Source organism: Photobacterium sagamiensis, from assembly GCF_050337085.1.
In the GTDB taxonomy this organism is placed as follows: domain Bacteria; phylum Pseudomonadota; class Gammaproteobacteria; order Enterobacterales; family Vibrionaceae; genus Photobacterium; species Photobacterium sagamiensis.
The window spans coordinates 37,371-60,156 of the sequence record NZ_JAKJSP010000040.1 but is presented as its reverse complement, the minus strand read 5'-3'; the positions used below and the strand labels follow the sequence as shown (position 1 = coordinate 60,156).

Annotated in this window: 23 protein-coding genes; 2 read left to right on the top strand and 21 right to left on the bottom strand. The window is 47.2% G+C overall.

The window, feature by feature from the left end:
• Positions 1-52 precede the first annotated feature (52 nt).
• Positions 53-277, bottom strand: a complete 225-nt coding sequence (locus L4D76_RS19000) for a zinc ribbon domain-containing protein (protein ID WP_428442458.1) — start codon at positions 275-277, stop codon at positions 53-55.
• Positions 278-494: 217 nt separating this feature from the next.
• Between L4D76_RS19000 and L4D76_RS18995 the strand changes: the two genes are divergently transcribed.
• Positions 495-1,928 carry a GH1 family beta-glucosidase gene (locus L4D76_RS18995; protein WP_428442457.1) on the top strand — a complete coding sequence of 478 codons (1,434 nt, stop codon included), beginning with the start codon at positions 495-497 and terminating at the stop codon, positions 1,926-1,928.
• 145 nt (positions 1,929-2,073) lie between these two features.
• Positions 2,074-3,066 (top strand): LacI family DNA-binding transcriptional regulator, encoded by a 993-nt coding sequence (locus tag L4D76_RS18990; RefSeq protein WP_428442456.1) that lies wholly within the window; start codon positions 2,074-2,076, stop codon positions 3,064-3,066.
• 366 nt (positions 3,067-3,432) lie between these two features.
• Here the strand turns inward: L4D76_RS18990 and L4D76_RS18985 are convergent, their stop codons facing one another.
• From L4D76_RS18985 to iscR, 20 genes are all read right to left on the bottom strand, one after another.
• Positions 3,433-4,308, bottom strand: coding sequence for an alanyl-tRNA editing protein (locus L4D76_RS18985; RefSeq protein ID WP_428442455.1), 876 nt, complete (start codon positions 4,306-4,308; stop codon positions 3,433-3,435).
• A 97-nt stretch (positions 4,309-4,405) separates the two neighbouring features.
• On the bottom strand, positions 4,406-5,887 hold the full coding sequence (gene der / locus L4D76_RS18980) for a ribosome biogenesis GTPase Der (protein WP_428442454.1): 1,482 nt from the start codon (positions 5,885-5,887) through the stop codon (positions 4,406-4,408).
• Between the two features lie 170 nt (positions 5,888-6,057).
• On the bottom strand, positions 6,058-7,215 hold the full coding sequence (gene bamB, locus L4D76_RS18975) for an outer membrane protein assembly factor BamB (protein ID WP_428442453.1): 1,158 nt from the start codon (positions 7,213-7,215) through the stop codon (positions 6,058-6,060).
• A gap of 12 nt (positions 7,216-7,227) precedes the next feature.
• On the bottom strand, positions 7,228-7,839 hold the full coding sequence (locus L4D76_RS18970) for a YfgM family protein (protein ID WP_428442452.1): 612 nt from the start codon (positions 7,837-7,839) through the stop codon (positions 7,228-7,230).
• 13 nt (positions 7,840-7,852) lie between these two features.
• Positions 7,853-9,121, bottom strand: a complete 1,269-nt coding sequence (hisS, locus tag L4D76_RS18965) for a histidine--tRNA ligase (RefSeq protein WP_428442451.1) — start codon at positions 9,119-9,121, stop codon at positions 7,853-7,855.
• 103 nt (positions 9,122-9,224) lie between these two features.
• Complete coding sequence (ispG, locus tag L4D76_RS18960; protein WP_428442450.1) at positions 9,225-10,340, bottom strand: flavodoxin-dependent (E)-4-hydroxy-3-methylbut-2-enyl-diphosphate synthase; 1,116 nt, start codon at positions 10,338-10,340, stop codon at positions 9,225-9,227.
• 12 nt (positions 10,341-10,352) lie between these two features.
• Positions 10,353-11,330 carry a cytoskeleton protein RodZ gene (rodZ, locus tag L4D76_RS18955; RefSeq protein WP_428442449.1) on the bottom strand — a complete coding sequence of 326 codons (978 nt, stop codon included), beginning with the start codon at positions 11,328-11,330 and terminating at the stop codon, positions 10,353-10,355.
• The gene (pilW, locus tag L4D76_RS18950; protein WP_428442448.1) at positions 11,320-12,075 is read right to left on the bottom strand and encodes a type IV pilus biogenesis/stability protein PilW; all 756 of its coding nucleotides are present in this window, start codon (positions 12,073-12,075) and stop codon (positions 11,320-11,322) included. The genes rodZ and pilW overlap by 11 nt, the downstream gene beginning before the upstream one ends.
• A gap of 61 nt (positions 12,076-12,136) precedes the next feature.
• Positions 12,137-13,258: a dual-specificity RNA methyltransferase RlmN gene (gene rlmN, locus L4D76_RS18945; RefSeq protein ID WP_428442447.1), complete on the bottom strand. Its 1,122-nt coding sequence runs from the start codon at positions 13,256-13,258 to the stop codon at positions 12,137-12,139.
• Between the two features lie 291 nt (positions 13,259-13,549).
• Complete coding sequence (gene ndk / locus L4D76_RS18940; RefSeq protein ID WP_107284963.1) at positions 13,550-13,978, bottom strand: nucleoside-diphosphate kinase; 429 nt, start codon at positions 13,976-13,978, stop codon at positions 13,550-13,552.
• Between the two features lie 73 nt (positions 13,979-14,051).
• Complete coding sequence (gene pepB / locus L4D76_RS18935) at positions 14,052-15,332, bottom strand: aminopeptidase PepB (RefSeq protein WP_428442446.1); 1,281 nt, start codon at positions 15,330-15,332, stop codon at positions 14,052-14,054.
• Between the two features lie 13 nt (positions 15,333-15,345).
• The gene (gene pepB, locus L4D76_RS18930; RefSeq protein ID WP_428442445.1) at positions 15,346-16,635 is read right to left on the bottom strand and encodes an aminopeptidase PepB; all 1,290 of its coding nucleotides are present in this window, start codon (positions 16,633-16,635) and stop codon (positions 15,346-15,348) included.
• Positions 16,636-17,023: 388 nt separating this feature from the next.
• Positions 17,024-17,224 (bottom strand): Fe-S cluster assembly protein IscX, encoded by a 201-nt coding sequence (iscX, locus tag L4D76_RS18925; RefSeq protein ID WP_428442444.1) that lies wholly within the window; start codon positions 17,222-17,224, stop codon positions 17,024-17,026.
• Between the two features lie 72 nt (positions 17,225-17,296).
• Positions 17,297-17,635 carry an ISC system 2Fe-2S type ferredoxin gene (fdx, locus tag L4D76_RS18920; protein WP_107284967.1) on the bottom strand — a complete coding sequence of 113 codons (339 nt, stop codon included), beginning with the start codon at positions 17,633-17,635 and terminating at the stop codon, positions 17,297-17,299.
• Between the two features lie 2 nt (positions 17,636-17,637).
• Positions 17,638-19,491: a Fe-S protein assembly chaperone HscA gene (hscA, locus tag L4D76_RS18915; RefSeq protein WP_428442443.1), complete on the bottom strand. Its 1,854-nt coding sequence runs from the start codon at positions 19,489-19,491 to the stop codon at positions 17,638-17,640.
• 38 nt (positions 19,492-19,529) lie between these two features.
• Complete coding sequence (gene hscB, locus L4D76_RS18910) at positions 19,530-20,045, bottom strand: co-chaperone HscB (protein ID WP_428442442.1); 516 nt, start codon at positions 20,043-20,045, stop codon at positions 19,530-19,532.
• A gap of 82 nt (positions 20,046-20,127) precedes the next feature.
• Positions 20,128-20,451 carry an iron-sulfur cluster assembly protein IscA gene (gene iscA, locus L4D76_RS18905; RefSeq protein ID WP_428442441.1) on the bottom strand — a complete coding sequence of 108 codons (324 nt, stop codon included), beginning with the start codon at positions 20,449-20,451 and terminating at the stop codon, positions 20,128-20,130.
• Between the two features lie 152 nt (positions 20,452-20,603).
• On the bottom strand, positions 20,604-20,987 hold the full coding sequence (gene iscU, locus L4D76_RS18900; RefSeq protein WP_428442440.1) for a Fe-S cluster assembly scaffold IscU: 384 nt from the start codon (positions 20,985-20,987) through the stop codon (positions 20,604-20,606).
• Positions 20,988-21,032: 45 nt separating this feature from the next.
• Positions 21,033-22,247 carry an IscS subfamily cysteine desulfurase gene (locus L4D76_RS18895; protein ID WP_428442439.1) on the bottom strand — a complete coding sequence of 405 codons (1,215 nt, stop codon included), beginning with the start codon at positions 22,245-22,247 and terminating at the stop codon, positions 21,033-21,035.
• A 31-nt stretch (positions 22,248-22,278) separates the two neighbouring features.
• On the bottom strand, positions 22,279-22,785 hold the full coding sequence (iscR, locus tag L4D76_RS18890; protein WP_428442438.1) for a Fe-S cluster assembly transcriptional regulator IscR: 507 nt from the start codon (positions 22,783-22,785) through the stop codon (positions 22,279-22,281).
• Position 22,786 lies beyond the last annotated feature (1 nt).

Below are 22,786 nucleotides of genomic sequence, written 5' to 3'. Positions count from 1 at the left end.
CCATTAGAACACTGTTGGGGATTGCAAATAAGACAAGATAAGCGTAGATAAACTACGCTTTTTCAAACCGGATTTTAACCCGGGACTTAGATTTTAACTCGTTGCAACTATTGCAGAAATAACTTGCAGAACCACATGCCTGAAGCTTTTCCATTTCATCGTTACAGTCAGGACAAAACGCTCTTTTTTTCACGGTATGCTGACACGAATCGCAATAATAACCATCGTTCTTCCAGCTCAGTTCACTTTGACAACTGGGACATAGATTGCTGCTCATAACACCCTCTTTCTTACAAATCATCTTTCCACATCATGGGATCATATTACAAACATAATCCGGATAACACTTTCGATCCCTTGATCCTACATAGATACATTTATTCTAAAGATCCTGATCGCGTAAACAGACAAAAATGTAACCGGTTTCTGTAACCGGTTTCATTTTTACGGTACTGTCCATTTGTTCCTTTCAACCACCTAAAGGTAAACGTGCCATGCCGACCAGTAAAATCACATCTCTGTTTCCGGATAACTTCTTGTGGGGAGCGGCCTCTGCTGCCTATCAAGTCGAGGGGGCTTACAATGTTGACGGTAAAGGCCCGTCAATCTGGGATATTTTCTCGCACCAGCCAGGTACTACACATGAAGGTACTAACGGTGATATCGCAGCCGATCACTACCACCGCTTCAAAGAAGATGTGGCTTTGATGGCAGAGATGGGCATGCAGAGCTATCGCTTTTCTATTAGCTGGCCACGTTTATTTCCTGAAGGTCGCGGCAAGGTTAACGCTGACGGTGTGAAGTTTTACAGCGATTTAATTGATGAGTTGCTCAGGCACGGTATCAAGCCAATGATTACGTTATATCATTGGGATTTGCCGCAAGCCCTACAAGATATCGGCGGCTGGGAATCTCGTGAAACCGTCGATGCGTTCGAGCAATACGCCCGCCTGTGCTACCAGGAATTTGGCGATCGTGTCGAGTTATGGTCAACCTTCAATGAAACATTAATCTTTATCGGTATGGGTTACTTCATCGGCGCTCACCCTCCGGGTTTACATGATCCGAAGCGTGGCATTCAAGCGTGTCACCATGTATTCATCGCTCATGCCAAAGCCGTCAAGGTATTTCGCGAATACAAAAACGCAGGGCAAATACCGGCAGGCCAGATCGGTTTTGTCAACGTCATGCAACCCCACGATCCTATCACCAATAGCCCTGAAGATATTGCGGCTTGCCAAATGGCAGACGATCTTCTCACCCATTGGTTGTATGATCCGGTATTAAAAGGTGAATATCCCGCCCATATTCTCAACATAGCGCAACGGACCTGGGGCGTGCCGGAGTTTGCACCAGAAGATGAAGCGTTACTCAAAGACAACATCTGTGACTTTATCGGCGTAAACTACTACAAACGCGAATGGGTTGCGGCGAATCCTGATGTTGATAACACGAAAATCAATACCACAGGCAACAAAGGTTCCGGGCAAGAGTTTGGTATTAAAGGCTTGTTCAAATTTGTTCATAATCCTCAATCGACCTATACCGATTGGGATTGGGAAATCTACCCTGAAGGGCTGTGCGTTGGCATGATGCGCTTGAAAGAGCGTTATGGCGATATACCGTTCTACATTACGGAAAACGGCCTTGGAGCCAAAGATCCAATCATTGATGGCGAGGTTGTTGATCAGCCGCGCATTGATTATCTCTCCAGCCATCTTGATGCCGCAGAATCGGCCATCAAACAAGGTATTGATGTACGCGGTTACTACCCGTGGTCTTTCATTGATTTACTCAGCTGGTTAAATGGCTATCAGAAACAATACGGATTTGTGTATGTCGATCGCGAGAATGATTTGCAGCGCAAGCGTAAGAAGTCCTTCTTCTGGTACAAAGACGTCATTGCATCCAATGGCAGCAAACGTTAATTCACTTTGTTGATCGTCAGATGATCTCTATATACCCAAACCACCTCAACATACGAGATTCAGTATCTTGAGGTGATTTGAGTATAATTGCCCGACTAGGTTCGGGCTTTTTTATTCGTCCCCAAAACACGCGGAAATTAAATCGATGGCAACCATCAACGATGTATGTAAGTTAGCAGGGGTCTCGAAAGCCACGGTCTCACGGGTGCTAAACAATACCGGCCAAGTGAAGAAAACCACTGCCGACGCGGTGTATCAGGCGATGGAATCGCTGGACTATAAACCCAATAGTCTTGCCCGTGCATTAGCAACCAACAGTACCAACACCCTTGGTTTGGTGGTTTCTGCCTTTGAAGGGGCATACTTCAGCAGCCTGATGGGACAAGCATCAGAGACAGCTGCGGCGGCAGGAAGACAACTGTTGATTATGGATGGGGGTCACAGCAGTGAAACCGAACAACAAGCCATTGAGAGCCTGCTTGAGCGTAAGGTTGATGGCATTATTCTTTATACCCGCAAGATGCCCGAAGATGCGCTAAAACAATTGCTGAGAGACTTATCGATCCCTTTGATTGTTATTAATCAGCAGGTTGAAGGTTTTGAAGAGCGTTGCATCAGCTTTAATCAATACCAGGCCGCGCAGCAAGCCACAGAATTTCTGCTCAGCAAAGGCCATAAAGACATCGCCTGCATTACAGGACCGGATTCGTCAGCAAATTCAGGCCTTCGCCTGCAGGGCTTCAAAGACACATTAGCCGCACACCAACTTCAACCCTGCGGTATCTATCGCGGCGATTACTTTAGCCAGAGTGGTTACCGCGCATGTAATGATCTGTTAGCAAGTAAGCAGTCTTTTAGCGCAATTTTTACCGCAAACGACAATATGGCCATGGGGGCGATTCGCGCACTGCACGAAGCTGGGTTGCAGGTGCCACACGATATTTCAGTATTCGGTTTTGATAATGACCCGGCAGGCGAATTCACTATACCGAGCTTAACTACTGTCATGGTTCCGATAGAGCAAATGGCACGCTCGGCTATCGAACAAGCCTTACGACTTATCGAAAGGCAAGAGATCAGCACTATTGCGCTTTTTTCGGGCAACTTGATCGTTCGTGAATCTGTTGATCATCCGTAAAAACTATCGTGATCAGCGATCTGGTCTCAAAAGAACATTTATCAATACACATCCCGAAAGCATAAGTTACATGTGCTGTATTTGGATTTTAGACGATATATTATGCTCGGTAATGGCATTTTAACCTATGGATCCAGCAGTAGCTAAATATCATAATATCCAAAAGCAATCTCCCACAATCCCAGTAATAACAGGCTTCTTGCCAGCGCCTGCATAATCAGTGAAAGCTCCGGCAACTTGACGATAAAGGCTGTTTCACGCTTTACCAGAGGCTGGATGATGACCTCAGATCCCTGGTTTTGATCAAAAAAATCGCCCGGAAGGCGATCTTTCTGTTTAGTATAAAATGCTGCGTAATGAAAGAATTTATGCTTTTGTATGGGTTATCATAACAAGCTCTTGTTCACTGATCAGTTGGAACTCTACAAATAGAGTACGGTACTCGGCAAGAGACTGTATATGGGTACCACCACACGGGATCTCGATAACCTCCCCCTCTTTCAAGTCACACTGCCAGTAACGGGAATCGGTTAACGCCGGCCCCTCGCGACGCATAATCACCGCTGCACCATCCTGACGCCAGGCTTCTAGCTGTTGGTTGATTAGCTCGGTGACACTGTTCAGGTTTTCCAGCATATCGGCCGTATTCAAACCACGTTTACGTAATGTTTTACCCAAGCGGTAGGTATCAGTACTGCAATCTTCACTCACGATACTTTGCTGCTGAGCGTAACCATGGAAGTCATAATGGCCGAGTTCATCTTTGCGCGATGCATCTTTACGCCAATAATCACTATGCAGTACTTTATTTAATGCCAGAGAAGAGAGATGACCCGCGCTGTGACCACGGCTTAATGCTTGCTGATGGATTTGATCAACACTCAATACAACACGATCACCCGTCTTGCACTCAACACCCTCGGCAATATGATGAACGACGACAAATGCCCAGCCAGCTTCATCACGTTTTACGGGGATATCGCTACCGACATAAAGCGTATTGGTTGCTAAATCGACGGCACCGGTAAAACAGCCCGCAACAGAAAAACTTACATCGCCAACAGCAATAGAGCCTTTATCTGCAGGGTGATCGGGCCATATATGGCTTACCGGGTGAAAAGGTGTCCGGTTAGTTACAACCCAGGTTCCTCCTTGAACCGCAGATCGACACAATTGGATCTCAGCTTCTGATTGCCACTGCGGAACGGTAAACAACACATGGGTAGGGGTAACAACAGACATCTTCTCTCCTTCTCTTTAATACCAATTAACTAAATTACAGATAAAAAAATACCCAGCACACAGGCCGGGTACTTCCATTGAGTCTTAGTAAGCAATATTACTTACGACGATCATTAATCGCACCTGTGAGTCGCTTACGTTTACGCGCTTGAGAGACCGTTAGCTTCTGCTTGGTGGTTTCAAACGGGTTTTCACTGCTCTGGAACTGGATACGAATTGGTGTACCCATCATTTCCAATGAACGGCGGTAGTAGTTCATCAAGTAACGCTTGTATGAACCCGGCAGCTCATTCACCTGGTTACCGTGAATAACGATAATAGGCGGGTTATAACCACCTGCGTGAGCATATTTCAGTTTCACACGGCGACCGCGAACCAATGGCGGCTGGTGATCATCCTGTGCCATCTGCATAATACGAGTCAGTAGCGAAGTACTGATACGTTTCGTCGCAGATTGATACGCTTCCTGTACTGATTCGTACAAGTGACCGACACCCGTGCCGTGCAACGCAGAAATAAAGTGAATACGGGCAAAATCGACAAAACCAAGACGACGGTCAAGCTCAGACTTAACACGCTCTTTCACTTCATTATCAAGACCATCCCACTTATTCACCGCAAGCACCAGAGAACGCCCTGCATTAAGAACAAAGCCCAGTAAGCTCAGATCCTGATCGGAGATGTTTTCACGTGCATCAATGACCAGCAGTACCACGTTGGCGTCTTCAACGGCTTTTAGCGTCTGAATAACAGAGAACTTCTCAACAGCCTGATTCATGTTCTTACGACGACGGACACCTGCCGTATCAATCAGTACGTATTCCTGTCCATCACGCTCCATCGGGATATAGATAGAATCACGAGTCGTACCCGGCATGTCATACACAACAACACGCTCTTCGCCCAGAATACGGTTCGTTAGTGTCGACTTACCGACATTTGGACGACCAATGATCGCCAGCTTGATCGGCTGCTCCTGCAGGCGTTTGTATGCAGCTTCTGCATCTTCCTCTGTCAGGTTCGCATTTTCAATGTCTTCAACCGAAGACAGATCAACCAGACCTTCTTCTTCGTCTTCCTGCATTTTTTCAGCAAACGGTGCCAGTGCACGCTCCATCAGAGCCGTTACACCACGGTTCTGAGCAGCTGCGATTTGATACATCGCATCGACACCTAACCTCCAGAAGTCAGCACAAGCGCTATCAGCATCAATGCCATCGATCTTGTTCACAACAAGGAAAGTCGGCTTTTCACGACTGCGAAGGTGTTTGGCGATTGCTTCATCCGATACCGTTAAGCCCGCACGACCATCAACCAAAAATAGCACCACATCAGCTTCTTCAATCGCCATTAGCGATTGTTCAGCCATTTTGGTTTCTACACCTTCTTCCGTACCATCAATACCGCCGGTATCGATAACAATAAATTCATGCTCTTCGAGCTCAGCTTTACCGTATTTACGATCCCTTGTTAGGCCAGGAAAGTCAGCTACCAGCGCATCCCTTGTGCGGGTAAGACGGTTGAATAACGTCGATTTACCCACATTCGGGCGCCCGACAAGGGCAACAACAGGAATCATAACTACCTCTTACTTATAATATTTTTACTGATACTAATTCCGTTTATTGTTGTCTTCAGCAGAATCACTATTCGGCTATCACCGACAATAATTTAGGGAACGGATATAACAATAACGGCCCCTGACTGTATAAACAGCAGGGGCCGAGATTCAATCTTAACACGTTAAGACTATGGCGTTTGCATTTTATTTATGCTGCCATCACGCGTCACGACCAGGTAACCATCACTCAGTTTCACTGGCGGAATGGCAATACCGCTACCATCCGTTTTCTGCTGAGCAACAAACTCACCGCTGTAAGGATCTAACCAGTGCAGGTAACCTTCACTGTCTCCCAGCACGACATAGCCAGAAATCGAAGCCGGCGCACTCAGTAAACGGTATTCCAGATCTTTGTTCTGCCAAAGTTCTGTACCACTACGAATATCGACCGCAACAATATGATCTTTATCTGTCACTAAGTATAACTGGCTACCATCAATCACGAAATCTTTTGCCGACGAGTAGTTACGTTTCCAGGCAACCTTACCCGTTCTTAACTCAATCGACACCAGCGCACCGTTATAGCCCACGGCATACAGACGTTCGCCCGCAATCACGGGGGTGGCGTCGGCGTCAACCAGACGATCGATTTCAGTCGCACCTTTCGGTGAACCAATCGGTTGCTGCCATAACATTTGACCGGTATTGATGAGGGCGCCAGCCAGACGGCCATTCGCTTGTCCCCAGAAGATACCGCCAGAGATAGCCACCGGTGTACTGTCACCGCGTAGTGTCAGGGTTGGAACTTCGCTACTGAGCTGCCATTTCTGTTCGCCAGTATCAGCATCCAGAGCCTGAAGTACGCCACGGCTGGTATTGACAACGACCATGCCCTCGTCAACAAGAGGTGCAGCAAGCACTTCGCCTTCGACTTTGGTACGCCAGATCTCTTCGCCAGTCTCTTCATCTAAGGCAATAACATCAGCGTTTTCAGTGCCAATGAACAATTTGCCATACGACAACACAATACCACCTGACAGTTTTGCGGTGACATCGGTTTCCAGATCCTGTTGCCAAAGCACCTTACCGGTTTCCGGATCCAGTGCTTTTACGATACCGTTACGGTCGGCAGCAAAAATTTTGCCATAGCCTTCAGCCGGAGACAGATTAGAAAAGTAACCTGCTACCCCGTCACCAACGGTTTGGCTCCAGATTTTAGTCGGCGAGAAAGCGCTCTCGACTACCGGTAATGGGGCCATTTGAATGGAATCTTCCTCGCCGGCACAGCCGACGAGAACACCAAGAGTCAGCGCAACGGATAATGCTTGCTTGAACACCTTTTGCATATTTATCCGCCTTTACTGCGCTAGATCATCAAGCTTCATTTGCAATGCCGGCGAAGCGCCTAACTGCTGTGCACTCACGTAAGCTTCACGAGCAGCAATGGCATCACCTTTTTGCAGAAAAATATCACCACGCAGCTCAGAGACTTTCGCCTGCCAGCTTTCAATCGTGACTTTGTCGAGTTCAGCCAAAGCCTCATCGAATTTCTGCTGTTCAGCTAAAATACGTGCTAAACGTGTTTTAGCTAAAGGTAAGATAGCTTCATCTTCCGTCTGGCCAACAACCCAGGTAAGTTGCTCTGCCGCACCATCCAGATCGCCTTGCTTCACTTGTGCTTTAGCCAGCTGAAGTGCAGCAAGTACTGAGTACTGACTACTCTCATTGGCAGCGATGAATGCTTTTACTTCAGCGATAGCATTTTCACTGCCGCTGTCTAAGGTATTCATTGCTTGCGTATATGTTTCAGAAGCCTGCTCTTTTGCTGACTGAATCTCACCTTGATAGTAACGCCAGCCGTACAGACCACCCAAACCAATCACAGCACCCAGAACAACGGCTTTGCCGTTCTCTTTCCACCACGACTTAATCGCTTCAACCTGCTGTTCTTCGGTCTCGTAGACTTCCACTTCCTGTCCTCTCTTAAATCAATTCTGTGAGCTGTACTGCGACTTCATCCTGAGCCATGGTTTTTTGCTCACCACCACGCAGATCTTTTACTACCACAGTGTTATCGGCGATTTCATTTTCACCAAGTACTAAGGCAATAGCCGCACCAACGTTATCAGCGCGTTTAAACTGTTTCTTGAAGTTACCACCACCGAAGTGGCTCATTACGCGCAGGCCCGGTATTTCTTCGCGTAGCTTCTCAGCCAGCTTCATACCTGCCATCATGGTGCCTTCGCCAGCGGTAACAATGTATACATCTACTGAACGACGTATATCGGTCAGCTTAAGGGTTTCCATGAGCAGAACCAGACGTTCCAGCCCCATTGCAAAACCAACTGCTGGGGTTGATTTTCCACCAAGCTGCTCAACCAGGCCATCATAACGGCCACCAGCACATACGGTGCCCTGGGCACCCAGACTTTCGGTGATCCACTCAAAAACGGTACGGTTATAATAATCCAAACCACGCACAAGGCGTTCATTTACTTGATATTCGATGCCAGCAGCGTCTAATAGTTCACAGAAACCAGCAAAATGTTCTTTAGATTCTTCATCTAAGTACTCAGAAAGCTTAGGCGCATCGACCAGAATTTCCTGTACGGCTGGGTTTTTAGTATCCAGAACACGCAATGGGTTGGTATGCATGCGGCGCTTACAGTCGTCATCAAGCACATCAAGATGCAGCTCAAGAAAAGCGACCAATGCTTCACGGTAGTTTGCACGTGCTTCCAGTGAACCAATTGAGTTCAGCTCAAGGCGAACATGCTGGTCAATACCCAGCTCACGCCACAAACGTGCAGTCATCATGATCAGTTCAGCATCAATGTCAGGCCCGTTCAAGCCAAAAACTTCAACACCAACCTGGTGGAATTGACGGTAACGTCCTTTCTGCGGACGCTCGTGGCGGAACATCGGACCGATGTACCACAGACGCTGCTCTTGGTTATAAAGCAGACCATTTTCGATGCCAGCTCGGACACACCCGGCAGTCCCTTCAGGACGCAGAGTCAGGCTGTCACCATTACGATCATCAAAGGTGTACATTTCCTTTTCGACAACATCCGTCACTTCCCCAATCGCCCGCTTAAACAAATGGGTAGATTCCACGATAGGCATGCGAATTTCGCTACAGCCATATGCGCTAACTACTTGCTTAATAGTACCTTCTACTTTTTGCCAAAGAGGAGATTGTGTTGGTAGGCAGTCGTTCATGCCTCGAATTGCTTGAATTTGTTTCGCCACGTTTGTTCTCGTTAACAGATGGGGAATTAAGTCGAATATATAGGTTCTAGCAGAAATAGTGAACCACGCCCTGATATTCAAGGCGTGATTTAAGTTTATTTCGCTATTTTTCCGTTACATCAATGCGATTACTGACATCCAGCATTGATGCTTTTGCTCGGATTTTGGTTTCCAGCTGGTCGATGACGTTATCGTTATCAAAGCGCTCTTTCTGACGGATACCGTCTTCATAGAAAGCACTCTTGCGATTACCACCAGCAATACCAAGGTGTGACATTTCTGCTTCGCCCGGGCCATTAACCACGCAGCCGATCACCGATACGTCCATAGGAACCGTGATGTCTTCGAGTCGCTGTTCCAGCTCATTGACTGTGCCGATAACATCGAACTCCTGCCGCGAACACGTCGGGCAAGCGATGAAGTTAATACCACGTGAGCGGATACGCAGAGATTTCAGAATATCAAAACCAACTTTGATTTCTTCTACGGGATCAGCAGCCAGTGAAACACGTAACGTATCACCAATACCTTCAGCTAAAAGCATACCTAAACCAACCGCAGATTTGACGGCTCCGGCACGTGCACCACCCGCCTCGGTGATCCCCAGGTGCAACGGTTGCTTAATCTGGGCTGCCAGCTTACGGTACGATTCTACGGCCAGGAAGACGTCAGAAGCTTTCACGCTGACTTTGAACTGATCAAAGTTGAGGCGATCAAGAATATCAACATGACGCATGGCTGATTCAACGAGTGCATCCGGTGTTGGCTCACCGTATTTTTGCTGGATATCTTTTTCCAGTGAACCGCCGTTTATCCCGATACGGATCGGAATATTCTTATCACGGGCACAATCAACCACAGCACGAATACGAGCTTCACTACCGATATTGCCCGGGTTAATACGCAGGCAGTCAACACCGTACTCAGCGACTTTCAGCGCAATACGGTAATCGAAATGAATATCAGCCACTAAGGGGATATTCACCTGTTGTTTGATTAGCTTGAATGCTTCGGCAGCATCCATAGTCGGTACAGAAACACGAACAATATCTGCCCCGACTTTTTCCAACGCCTGGATCTGTGCCACTGTTGCTTCAACATCAGTGGTTCGCGTATTGGTCATTGACTGTACGGCAATAGGCGCACCATCACCAATAGGCACATCACCGACATAGATGCGGGTTGATTGACGACGTATAATTGGAGATTCGTTATGCATTAGATTTACTCTTTACAGCGGCAGCTTGAGTTTTGCTACTTTCCCAGCAGGATATTTACTCAGATCGACCGGTTCACCTTTGTAGTTTATTTTAACAACACTCGGTGCTCCAAGCACGACTTTAAACGGTGCTGTTCCATTTAGATTCAAAACATCACCCGATTTTTTGATCCCGGAATCCAGACGCTTGCCATCCGCATCACGTATATCAACCCAGCAGTCTCCTGCAAAGCTGATTTGCAGATCTCCGATAATCTCCGCCACATTGGTTGTGGTAACCTCTGCGATTGAACCGGATTCAGGCTGAGCGCTAAAACTATCGCCATCACCCATCTCTTCAAACACAGCAGGTTGTTCAGTATCATCAGTAGCAGGCAGCAGATCGGTAACTGTCTCAACAGGTTCAATGGTTTCGTTTGCTCTCTCTGCAACAACAGCACCTTCTGCTGCTGCGTTGACATCAGATGCTGACGCGTCATTGCCCGTTGGATCAGATAAATTCGAATTGGCAAGCGATTCATCCAGAGGCTGAGATTGTTCTGTGGTCACCGCCGGGATCTCATCAGTTGGATCCATTTGTAAACTCTGCCACCACCATACCGCCGTTAAACCAACAAAAATGGCCGCCAAAGCCCAGGTCAGGCTCATAATGCGGCTATCATGCGCTTCACGCTTAGTACGGCGCGAAAAGCTTTGCATTTCCTGCTCTTGCGGTTGAGCATGGCCAAGCTTATCGAGCTGTGCCAGCACATCCTTGCCGTCTAATCCAACAAATTTGGCATAAGAACTCACATAACCACGGGTAAACGTGGCCAATTGCGATTTTTCAAAATTGTTGTCTTCAATGTCGTTGATAACTGAAATTCGTAACCGCAGGCGGCTGGCAATATCCTTTTGAGAATAACCAAGCTGCTCACGTGCCTGACGCAGCATATCCCCGGGACGAATGACTTCTTCTGTTGCTCGTTCTTCGTTCTGTTCAGTATTCATTGGCTAGATATTTCTGATATTGCTGAGAGTCTGGGAATTGCTCTTTGAGCAAATCGGCGTATTTATCTGCCTGAGTTAGTCGTCCAGCCTGATTTTCTAACTGAATGAGTAACCACAAGCTATCCGGCTTGTACCCATATCTCTTATTAAATTTAAAAAGCATAGCGCGCGCGTCTTTGTAATTCTGAAATTCAATTTTCATCTGCGCCAGCTGCAACATTGACTTCGGCCGGTATGGATCATGAGACAGTGCTTTTTCAAAATACCGTAGCGCTTGCTGTGTATCGCCATTATCCAGGCTGCATAACGCCGCATTCTCATAACTGGCTGAAGTCAAATAGTAATCTGGTTGCTCTATTGCCTTCAAAAAGGCCGAAATGGCTTCGTCGTAACGCTGCTCACTACACAAGAATACACCATAGTTATTCAAAGTATCGCCATTTTTGGGTGAATATTGTAAGGCTTTCTTATACATATCTTCAGCGGCTTCATTTTCATCCACCTTCTGAAAATAATAAGCCATGGCATTTTGTGCCCGATAATACTTAGGCGCATATTTTAATGCCTGCTCAAGATTTTCGCGAGCACGTTGCCATTGGCCTGTTTCTAAATATCGAAGACCAAGAGCGATCCTGGCCTCTGATGCATCAATACGGTTAAACTCTTTTTTATTGCTCGTTTCTTTAACGGTGACGCAACCAACCAATAAACTACACAATAATGGATACACCGTCCATCGTACCATACTTTCCCAATCCTACGTCCATGTCTAATCTATGCCTATGTTTTTAGGCTGATTTTAACTTTTAGACTGCTTTTACCGGGATTTGTTCAGCATTGTTCAGTTTTGCTTGTGTTCGTTTTGTGCGGTCAATCACATCACCGACCAATTGGCCACAGGCTGCATCAATATCGTCACCGCGAGTCTTACGTACCGTGACGGTAAAATTGTATTCCATTAAGGTTTTCATGAAACGGTCAATACGGGAATTGCTCGGCTTGCGATAAGGAGAACCCGAATAAGGGTTAAATGGGATCAAATTAATCTTCGCTGGCGTATCTTTCAACAGTACAGCCAGCTGGCGCGCATGCTCCATGTCGTCATTAACATGATCTAACAAAACATATTCGACGGTAACACGTCCGCGGTTCGCATTTGACTGAGAAATATAGTTACGAACCGACTCTAAGAATGTCGCGATATTGAATCGGTCATTGATTGGCATAATTTCAGAGCGCAGCTCATCGGTTGGTGCATGAAGCGAAATCGCCAGTGCAACGTCGATAGTCCCTGTCATTTGATCAAGACCAGAAACGACACCCGATGTAGATACGGTTACACGGCGCTTAGACAGACCAAAACCAATATCATCCAGCATAATTTCCAGTGCCGGGATCAGGTTTTTCATGTTAAGCAATGGTTCACCCATTCCCATCATGACGACGTTAGTGATCGGGCGACGGCCTGTTTCTTTTTCAATACCGATCTCTTTTGCTGCGCGCCATACCTGACCAATGATCTCTGACACTCGTAAATTACGGTTAAAACCCTGCTGGGCTGTTGAGCAGAATGTACAAGCCAGAGCACAACCAACCTGAGAAGAGACACATAGCGTCGCACGGTCACCATCTGGAATGTACACCGTTTCGACATCTTGATCGCCAACGCGCATCGCCCATTTAATGGTGCCATCAGAAGAATGCTGCGCTTCAGACACGAACGGTGCACGAATTTCAGCAACGCGGTGTAGCTTCTCGCGTAATTTCTTATTGATATTCGTCATTTGATCGAAATCATCACAACCGAATTGGTAGATCCACTTCATGATCTGATCGGCACGAAAGGCTTTTTCACCCAGCTCGTCAGCAAAGTATTTACGCAGCCCTTTGCGATCAAAATCCAGCAGATTAGTTTTGACTGTTGTCATCGGTTGTTGCCTCATTATAAAACGACTGATTCTATGCCTTGGCAACCCACAGGCTGCATGTCACAGGACAATTCAAGGCGCGAAATTGTACAGCCTTTACCCTTTAGTTTCCACTGTATACCCAAACTACCTCAAGATGCAGGCTGAAAGGTCAGATACTTTTCCCGATTAGTATTATTTTAGCAATCGACCGCCATCCCTCAGAAAAAGCGCTTTAAAACGTTCAGAAACAACAACGGGAAGCCGAAGCTTCCCGTTAGTAATTTGTTTTATATGAAATTCAACCGCACTTTAGTCGCGAGGACAGATTTCATCATCAGCAAAGAAATAAGCAATTTCTCGTTTAGCCGATTCCGGGCTATCAGAACCGTGTACTGAGTTATAACGCAAGCTTAATGCGAAATCTGCACGGATTGTACCGCACGCGGCTTCTTCCGGGTTGGTTTTACCCATCAGTTCACGATAGCGATAAATAGCACCTTCACCTTCCAGCACCTGTACCATAACCGGGCCTGAAGTCATGAACTCAACCAGCTCGTTAAAAAACGGTTTACCTTCATGTTCTGCATAAAATCCCTGCGCTTTTGCCGCATCTAAGCGAACCATTTTCGCCGCGACAATGTTCAATCCCGCATTTTCAAAACGCTGGTAGATTGCACCAATTAAGTTACGCTTTACCGCATCGGGCTTTACGATCGAAAAAGTTCTTTCAATTGTCATTATTCTTCCTTTTGAGTCTGTTCGTTATTATCACAGTATGTCCAAGCAGCTGAGCCAGCCTGCTTCACTACGGTTATGACAACAACAATGCTGCGATATTGGCTACGCCTAATCCTGTTGCACCTGCAGCCCAACGGCTATTTGCACTATCGTGAAAGCAAGAGGCTAAATCAAAATGCACCCAGCGACTGGTTTCGCTATCAACAAAGCGAGACAGAAACGCCGCTGCATTTGATGCACCGCCCATACCGCCACCTTTCTGCGAGCGGCTATTAGCAGTATCAGCATAGTAAGACGGGCAATTTGCCTGATGCCATTTCTCTAATGGCAGTGGCCATGCCGGTTCATTCACCAAATCTGATAGCTGCTGGATCTTCAGCAATAGCTGCTTATCAAAACCAAAGATGGCATTGTAATCCGTTCCCAATGCCATCATTGCTGCGCCCGTTAAGGTGGCCGCATCAATGATCAATGGTGTATTTGTTTCACTTGCTGCAATCAGGCCATCGGCGAGTACCAGACGCCCCTCTGCATCAGTGTTAACAACTTCTACGGTCAAGCCGTTTTTATACGTTAACACATCACCTAGCTTGTAAGCGTTACCTGCGACCATGTTTTCTGCGCAACATAAGATCAACTTCACACGCTGATTCAAACCTTGTTCAATGGCATAACCGAGAGCTGCCGTCACTGTTGCCGCCCCCCCCATGTCACACTTCATGGTCACCATGCCCGCACTTGACTTCAGGCTGTAGCCGCCTGAATCAAAGGTAATGCCTTTCCCTACCAGACAAGCAGCAACCGGAGCATCGGCATCACCTGTCGGGTTATAGTCCAGTGTCAGCATCACTGGTGGACGGCAGCTCGCACGGCCCACACTGTGAGTGCCGACCCAGCCATGATCAAGTAACTGATCACCAATTAACATCGAGTGGCTGATTTTGTCACCCGCGATAGCAGACAAGAAAGCAACAGCGTCATTCGCCAGCTTTTCCGGATACATATCTTCCGGTGTCGCATTGACCACTTGGCGTACCCAGTCAGCACTGCTACGACGGGCATTTAACAGTTCCAGCTCATCTTCATCAATTGACGCCCACTTAATTTCTACGGAAGTCATGGTTGCAGCAAAGCCACAATAGAACGCCCACTGCCGTTCATAGCTCCATCCTTCCCCTTCAAGGCTAGCTTTTACGGCACCTTGTGATTGTAATTGGCGTGCAGCCTGTTGAATACGGCGCAACGGGAAGTCACCACTGAAATGAACCTCAGCGCCATCTTCTTTGTAGCTCAGCAGTGCCTTTTCTCCCCAGGCACCAGCGTTAGCTTCAGCTGATAATGTGATCCGTAACATGACCGCTCCTGTATTACGCTTCTGAAGACAGAATATTGGCTAGTGTACGCACACCCATACCGGTAGCGCCCGCAGCCCATTTGTCGCTTGCGCTCTTACGGTAGGCACCGCTGCAGTCAATGTGCATCCAACCATTTTTATAGTCTTCAACAAAATAAGATAAGAAAGCTGCCGCAGTACTGGCACCCGGTGTAAAATCACCGCTTGAAATATTGGCCAGATCAGCAAAGTTAGACGGCATCATGCTTCGGTGCTGATCCGCTAGCGGTAGCGGCCATAGCCCTTCTTGCTCTTCGCTTGCCGCCAGCAATGCTTGTTGTGCCAGCTCATGATCAAAACTGAATAAGGCGTGGTAGTCATTACCCAGTGCATTTTTCGCCGCGCCAGTCAGAGTGGCACAGTCGATGATCACTTCCGGATTTTGTGAACTCGCATAGATCAGGCCGTCAGCCAAGACCAGGCGACCTTCAGCATCGGTATTGAGTATTTCAACTGTCTTGCCGTTTTTGTAAGTAATGATATCGCCCAGCTTAACTGCACGACCTGAAATCATGTTCTCTGCACAGCACAGGATCAACTTAATGCGCTTATTCGTACCACGCGAAATGGCCAGAGCCAGGCCACCGGTTGCCATTGCCGCACCACCCATATCGGCTTTCATTGCAGCCATGCCAGCAGAGGGTTTCAAGCTGTAGCCACCTGAATCAAAAGTAATACCTTTACCTACCAGGCAAGTATGTACCGGAGCATCGGCATCACCTGTTGGGTTGTAGTCAAGACGAAGCATCGCTGCTGAGCGTTCTGAACCACGGCCTACGGTATGCGTGCCCATCCAGCCTTCGTCCAGCAGATCGTTGCCTTTAATAATTTTATACGTCACATGCTCAGGTGCCAGTGACTTGATAAACTCACCCGCACGCGATGCCAGCTGAGACGGGCGAACCACATCTGCTGACTGGTTAATCACTTCACGTACCCAGTGAGTGGCTGTAATACGTGCTTTCAGTTCCGCTTCTTCATCATCATCTAACGCTTTCCAGGAAACTTGATTACCCGGTTTAGCATTATGGTGACCTTGAACAAATGCCCAAATCGCGTCCAAATCCCACTCATCACCAACCAGTGATACGTGCTTGATCCCTTGCGCATCTAACTTACGGCCCGCACGCTGTAGCGCGCTATGCTGGTGTTCATCCGTCAGGTGAATAGTGACGCCATCGGCAACAAAAGAGATAAGGGCATTTTTACCCCATTGCTCGGCTGCTGCTTCATGAGATAAGAATACTGACATACTGGCAGACATGAAAAACTCCTTGGATTTTGATGCCAAACTGAACAATTGGATGATTTCAGTTTGGTATAGATTTAGATTTCAGCGTAGTTAATACCAATAGGGATAAGACAGACATGGGATAGAGATCCTTTACCAAACCATTCCCCCTCCACTCGCGAACTGAGTACACGTTCGCTCGACATCGCTTACTCGGTAACATATGAAGAACATTCGTTGCTTCGCAGTTACTCATCCTACAACAAGTTATGGGGATAACGCGTTGGAATTACAAGATAATGACTGGCTGAAATACAACAAAGCGGACCATTAGGTCCGCTTTTATAAATATTTCGCTTACTTTGCCCTTTTAATCGTCTGTAAACAAGTTGTTTACATCAAGACTAAGAGCAAGATCATACTAGTCAGCTTCTTCCATCCAGCACGATTGAACCGCTTCTAATATCCGCTCACCACAGTGATTTGGATCATCGTCAAAATCATCTAACTCCATGATCCATTGACGAAGATCGGTAAACAGAACCGTTTGCGGATCAATGTCAGGAAAACGTTCAGACAGTTCAATCGCTATTTCTCTAGAATCCGTCCATTTTAAGCTCATGATACTGCCTTTTTGTTAATGTTACCGTCTTACGAGAAGTCTAGCCTTTCTGTTAGGAAATGCTCACTCACATTAGTGTTTTTCTGACGCCAGGTTAATGGTGTAACGTGGAATTTCAACCACCAGATCATTGTCTGCCACTTTAGCCTGACAACCGAGGCGTGATTCCGGCTCAAGACCCCATGCTTTATCGAGCATGTCATCTTCAAGTTCATCACTTTCTTCCAGCGAATCAAACCCTTCGCGAATAACAACATGGCAGGTCGTGCACGCACAGGATTTTTCACAGGCGTGTTCAATACCGATACCGTTACGTAGTGCGACATCAAGTACCGTTTCACCGGTTTCGGCGTCTAAAACTGCACCCTCAGGGCAAAGTTCTTCATGGGGTAATACAACAATTTTAGGCATGCCTAAACCTCATCAATCGATTGACCAGCCAGTGCCTGACGAATAGATTGATCCATTCGACGTGACGCAAATTCCTGGCTTGCTTTATCTGTTTTCTTTATACCTGCTTCAATCGCATGGGTATCAGTACCCTGACGCAATTGAACAAGTTCCATCATTACTGTTTCCAGAGCTTCACGCTCTTGTTTCGATAGCAAGGTCTCACCATCGGTAGCCAGAGCGGTGATCAGCCCCTCAAGGACGCGATCAGCTTCCACTTGCTGCTCGGCAAGTGTACGTGCATCTTTGTCTTCCTGAGCATGAGTCATCGACTCACGGAGCATTGTTGCAATTTCATCATCGGTTAAGCCATAAGACGGTTTCACCTGGATCGATGACTGCACGCCACTGCTCTTCTCCATCGCCGTTACCGACAACAGGCCATCCGCATCCACCTGGTAGGTCACACGGATATGTGCCGCACCTGCCGCCATTGCGGGAATACCCTGCAAGGCGAAACGAGCCAATGAACGGCAATCACTCACCATTTCACGCTCACCTTGCACAACGTGGACAGACATCGCTGTCTGACCGTCTTTGAAAGTGGTGAACTCTTGTGCGCGCGCAACAGGGATAGTGGTGTTACGAGGAATAATTTTCTCGATCATTCCGCCCATGGTTTCAATGCCCAGAGACAGCGGGGTCACATCAAGCAATAACATATCTGAATCTGGCTTATTGCCCGCTAAGATATCAGCTTGAATAGCAGCACCAATCGCAACGACTTTATCCGGATCAATCGATGTCAGAGGTTCTTTACCAAAGTAGTTACCGACCATGTCACGTACCAGTGGGATACGGGTAGAGCCCCCCACCATAACGGCTTCGATCACTTCGTCGATCTCAATGCCGGAATCTTTAATGGCACGACGACATGCCATCAGGGTTTTCTTCACTAACGGCTGGATCAGCGCATTAAACTGCTCTCGGCTCACGGAGCCCTGCCAGCCAAGCACATCAATCGGGGCTTCTTCGGCATCGGTCAGTGCCACTTTTGCATCTGTCGCGGCATCTTGCAAAATACGTAACTGTTGCGCGGTTAAATCACCGGAGAAACCTGCTTGCTCTTTGATCCAATCCGCAAGTAAGTGGTCAAAGTCATCACCTCCCAGCGCTGAGTCACCGCCGGTCGCCAATACTTCAAACACCCCTTTAGACAGACGCAAAATAGAGATATCAAACGTACCGCCGCCTAAATCATAAACCGCAATGACCCCTTCCTGACCGGAATCTAAGCCATAGGCAATAGCAGCCGCAGTGGGCTCGTTCAAAAGGCGAAGTACATTCAAATTTGCCAGCTTAGCGGCATCTTTTGTACCAGCACGCTGTGCATCATCAAAATACGCAGGAACAGTGATCACCACACCTTCCAGATCACCACCTAAGGCCGCTTTCGCGCGCTCACTCAGTGACTTCAGGATCTCAGCGGAGACTTGGATCGGGTTGACGCTTCCGCCACGTGTCACAAGCTGCGGCAAGCCATTATCTGACGCTTCAAACTGGTACGGAATATGAGGGTAACGCTGCTGGATATCCGCCAGCGAGCGGCCGATCATGCGTTTTACTGAAAAGATAGTATTGACCGGATCTTGCTGAGCAAGCTCTCGTGCATCATGACCAACAAGCAGGGCTTCTTCACCGTAGTGAACAATTGAAGGCAGAATCGAACGGCCATGCTCATCTTTTAACGTTTCTGGAACGCCGCTGCGCACAGCAGCAACGAGAGAATTTGTGGTACCCAAATCAATACCCACCGCCAATCGATGTTGATGCGGTGCTGCACTCTGACCTGGTTCAGCAATCTGTAACAGTGCCATTATCGTTCCTGTGGAGTTAGTGCGCGAGTGAGAAAAGATTAATCAAGTAACGTCTCTTCAAGACGTTCAATTTCATAACGCAGCTTATCAATAAACTTCAGCTTTCGCACGGCATCTGCCGCCTGCTGCCAATCTTCCTGATTTAACAATCCTTCAAGATCCGCAAGCTGTGATTTATACAATACTGAAATTTGCTTTTCAAAATCGAATAGCGCATCTTCAGGATCTCTGCCATACGGAATATCTTCGAGTGCTTCTCGCAGCTCCATCTGCTGCATTAAGAACTCAGGATCGTGTAACGTCTTTTGCTCGCCGCGAATATCTACGTCTTTCTCAGACAGCATATACTCTGCGCGAGAGATCGGATTCTTTAGCGTTTGAAATGCATCGTTAATTTGCGCCGCTTTCTGAACCGACATAAGGCGATCGCGTTCTGAGGCTGTAGCGAAATTGTCAGGATGGAAACGACGTTGCAGTTCCCGGAACTGAGTTGAAAGAAGGCTACCATCCAATTCAAATTGGAAAGGTAGCCTAAATAATTCGAAATGATTCATATCGCGTCTGGTATCTGTAGGTTCTAATCCTGACCGCCACTTATCGCGTAACAGCCAGGTTCAGTTAAAACAACTTTGGCGACTATACGTTGAAGCTCTCACCACAACCACACTCGCTTGATACGTTCGGGTTGTTGAATTGAAACCCTTCATTTAGCCCTTCTTTGGCAAAATCCAGTTCGGTACCGTCAAGATAAACAAGGCTTTTCGCATCAATCACGATTTTTACGCCTCGCTCTTCAAATACCTGGTCCTCTTCATTCACTTCATCGACAAATTCGAGAACATAAGCCATTCCTGAACATCCTGAGGTACGGACCCCTAAGCGCAGGCCAAAGCCTTTGCCGCGGTTCTCAAGGAAAGTAGCTACGCGACGTGCTGCCGCTTCAGTAATAGTAATGGCCATACAACAACCTCGGAAATTAATTTAGTCAGCAGACTTTCGCTGCTGTTCAGCTCGCTGCTATTTCGGTCAAGAGTAAAGAAAAGCGCGCACTTTATTAGTATAAAATGACAATTTCGATACCGCTATTGAGCGAAATAGCAATGCGGCGAAAGTTACTCTTGATGTTTCTTTTTGTAATCAGCTACTGCGGCTTTAATTGCGTCTTCCGCAAGAATTGAGCAGTGAATTTTTACCGGTGGAAGCTCAAGCTCTTCAGCAATCGCTGAGTTTTTAATAGCAGTGGCTTCATCAAGGCTCTTGCCCTTCACCCACTCGGTGATTAGTGAACTTGAAGCGATAGCGGAACCGCAGCCGTACGTTTTAAACTTCGCATCTTCAATAATGCCGTCATCAGACACCTTGATTTGAAGTTTCATCACGTCGCCACAAGCAGGGGCACCGACCATGCCGCTACCAATGTTCTTGTCGTTTTTATCAAATGAGCCCACATTACGCGGGTGCTCATAATGCTCGATGACTTTTTCACTATATGCCATGATAATTTCCTCGACATGTTTATGTCACAAGTTATGACCGCAAGATTAGTGGTGTGCCCACTCAACGGTGTTCAAATCAATGCCTTCTTGGTACATATCCCACAGTGGAGACATTTCGCGTAGTTTCTCTACCGCAGTACGGATTTGGCCGATTGCATAGTCGACTTCTTCTTCCGTCGAGAAGCGACCGAAAGAGAAGCGAATAGAACTGTGTGCCAGTTCGTCATCAAGACCAAGTGCACGAAGTACGTAAGAAGGCTCCAGGCTTGCAGATGTACATGCAGAGCCCGATGAAACGGCAAGATCTTTCAGTGCCATCAATAGCGATTCACCCTCGACGAAGGCAAAGCTGATATTCAGGTTACCGGCTACACGCTGTTCTAAGTCACCGTTAATATAAACGGCTTCCATGTCTTTAAGGCCATCAAGCAGACGAGTACGTAAGGCTAAAGTATGCTGGCGATCTTGTTCCATCTCTTCTTTAGCAATACGGAATGCTTCACCCATACCGACGATCTGGTGAGTTGCAAGGGTGCCAGAACGCATACCACGCTCATGGCCACCGCCGTGCATTTGCGCTTCCAGACGAATACGTGGCTTACGACGTACGTATAGAGCACCAATACCTTTAGGACCGTAAATTTTGTGCGCAGACACAGAGATAAGATCAACTTTCATCTCTTGCACGTCGATAGGTAATTTACCCGCAGACTGAGCGGCATCAACGTGGAATATAATTTTGTTTTCGCGACAGATTTCACCAATCGCGCTGATGTCCTGAATGACGCCGATTTCGTTATTCACGTGCATGATTGACATCAAAATTGTATCTTCACGAATTGCATCACGCAGTTTCGCAAGATCAATCAGACCATTTGATTCAGGCTCCAGGTAAGTCACTTCAAAACCTTCACGCTCTAGCTGACGACATGGGTCGAGAACAGCCTTGTGTTCAGTTTTACAAGTAATAATGTGCTTACCCTTCTTGCCGTAGAAGTGTGCTACACCCTTAATTGCCAGGTTATCAGATTCAGTTGCACCTGAAGTAAAAACAATTTCACGTGGGTCTGCATTTAGCAAATTAGCAATATTTTCGCGGGCTGTATCAACAGCTTCTTCTGCCTGCCAACCATAGCGGTGAGAACGAGAAGCCGGGTTACCGAAGTTACCATCCATAGTCAAACATTGCATCATTTTGTCTGCAACGCGAGGATCTACCGGGCAAGTAGCGGAATAATCAAAATATATAGGCAGTTTCATTATCATCTCCGAAAACACGGACGTCTGGTCTCTAGGAGCGGACATCGACACCTATTGTGGCGCTGTCGTGTGTTTTTTTATGTCCAAATGACGTTTTTTGTAGAACCTGATCCTGGCGACCAGAAATTTCTTGTACGTCATTATCTTTCATCAGCTCACCGAGCGTGATGTTGTTCAAAAAGCCGCTGATGCGAGAGCTCAGATCATGCCATAGCGTATGTGTCAGGCAGCGGGTACCGCCCTGACAGCCACCTTTACCATGACATTTAGTAGCATCAACCGATTCATCAACAGCTGCGATAACCATACCTACGGCGATGTCATTCGCATCTTCACCTAAACGGTAACCACCGCCTGGGCCACGAACACTAGCCACCAGGCCGGCTTTACGTAGGCGTGAAAAAAGTTGTTCTAAGTAAGACAGTGAAATACCTTGGCGCTCAGAAATATCAGCTAAAGGTACTGGACCACCTTGAGAATGCAGGGCGACATCTAGCATCGCTGTAACCGCATATCTTCCTTTTGAAGTCAATCTCATA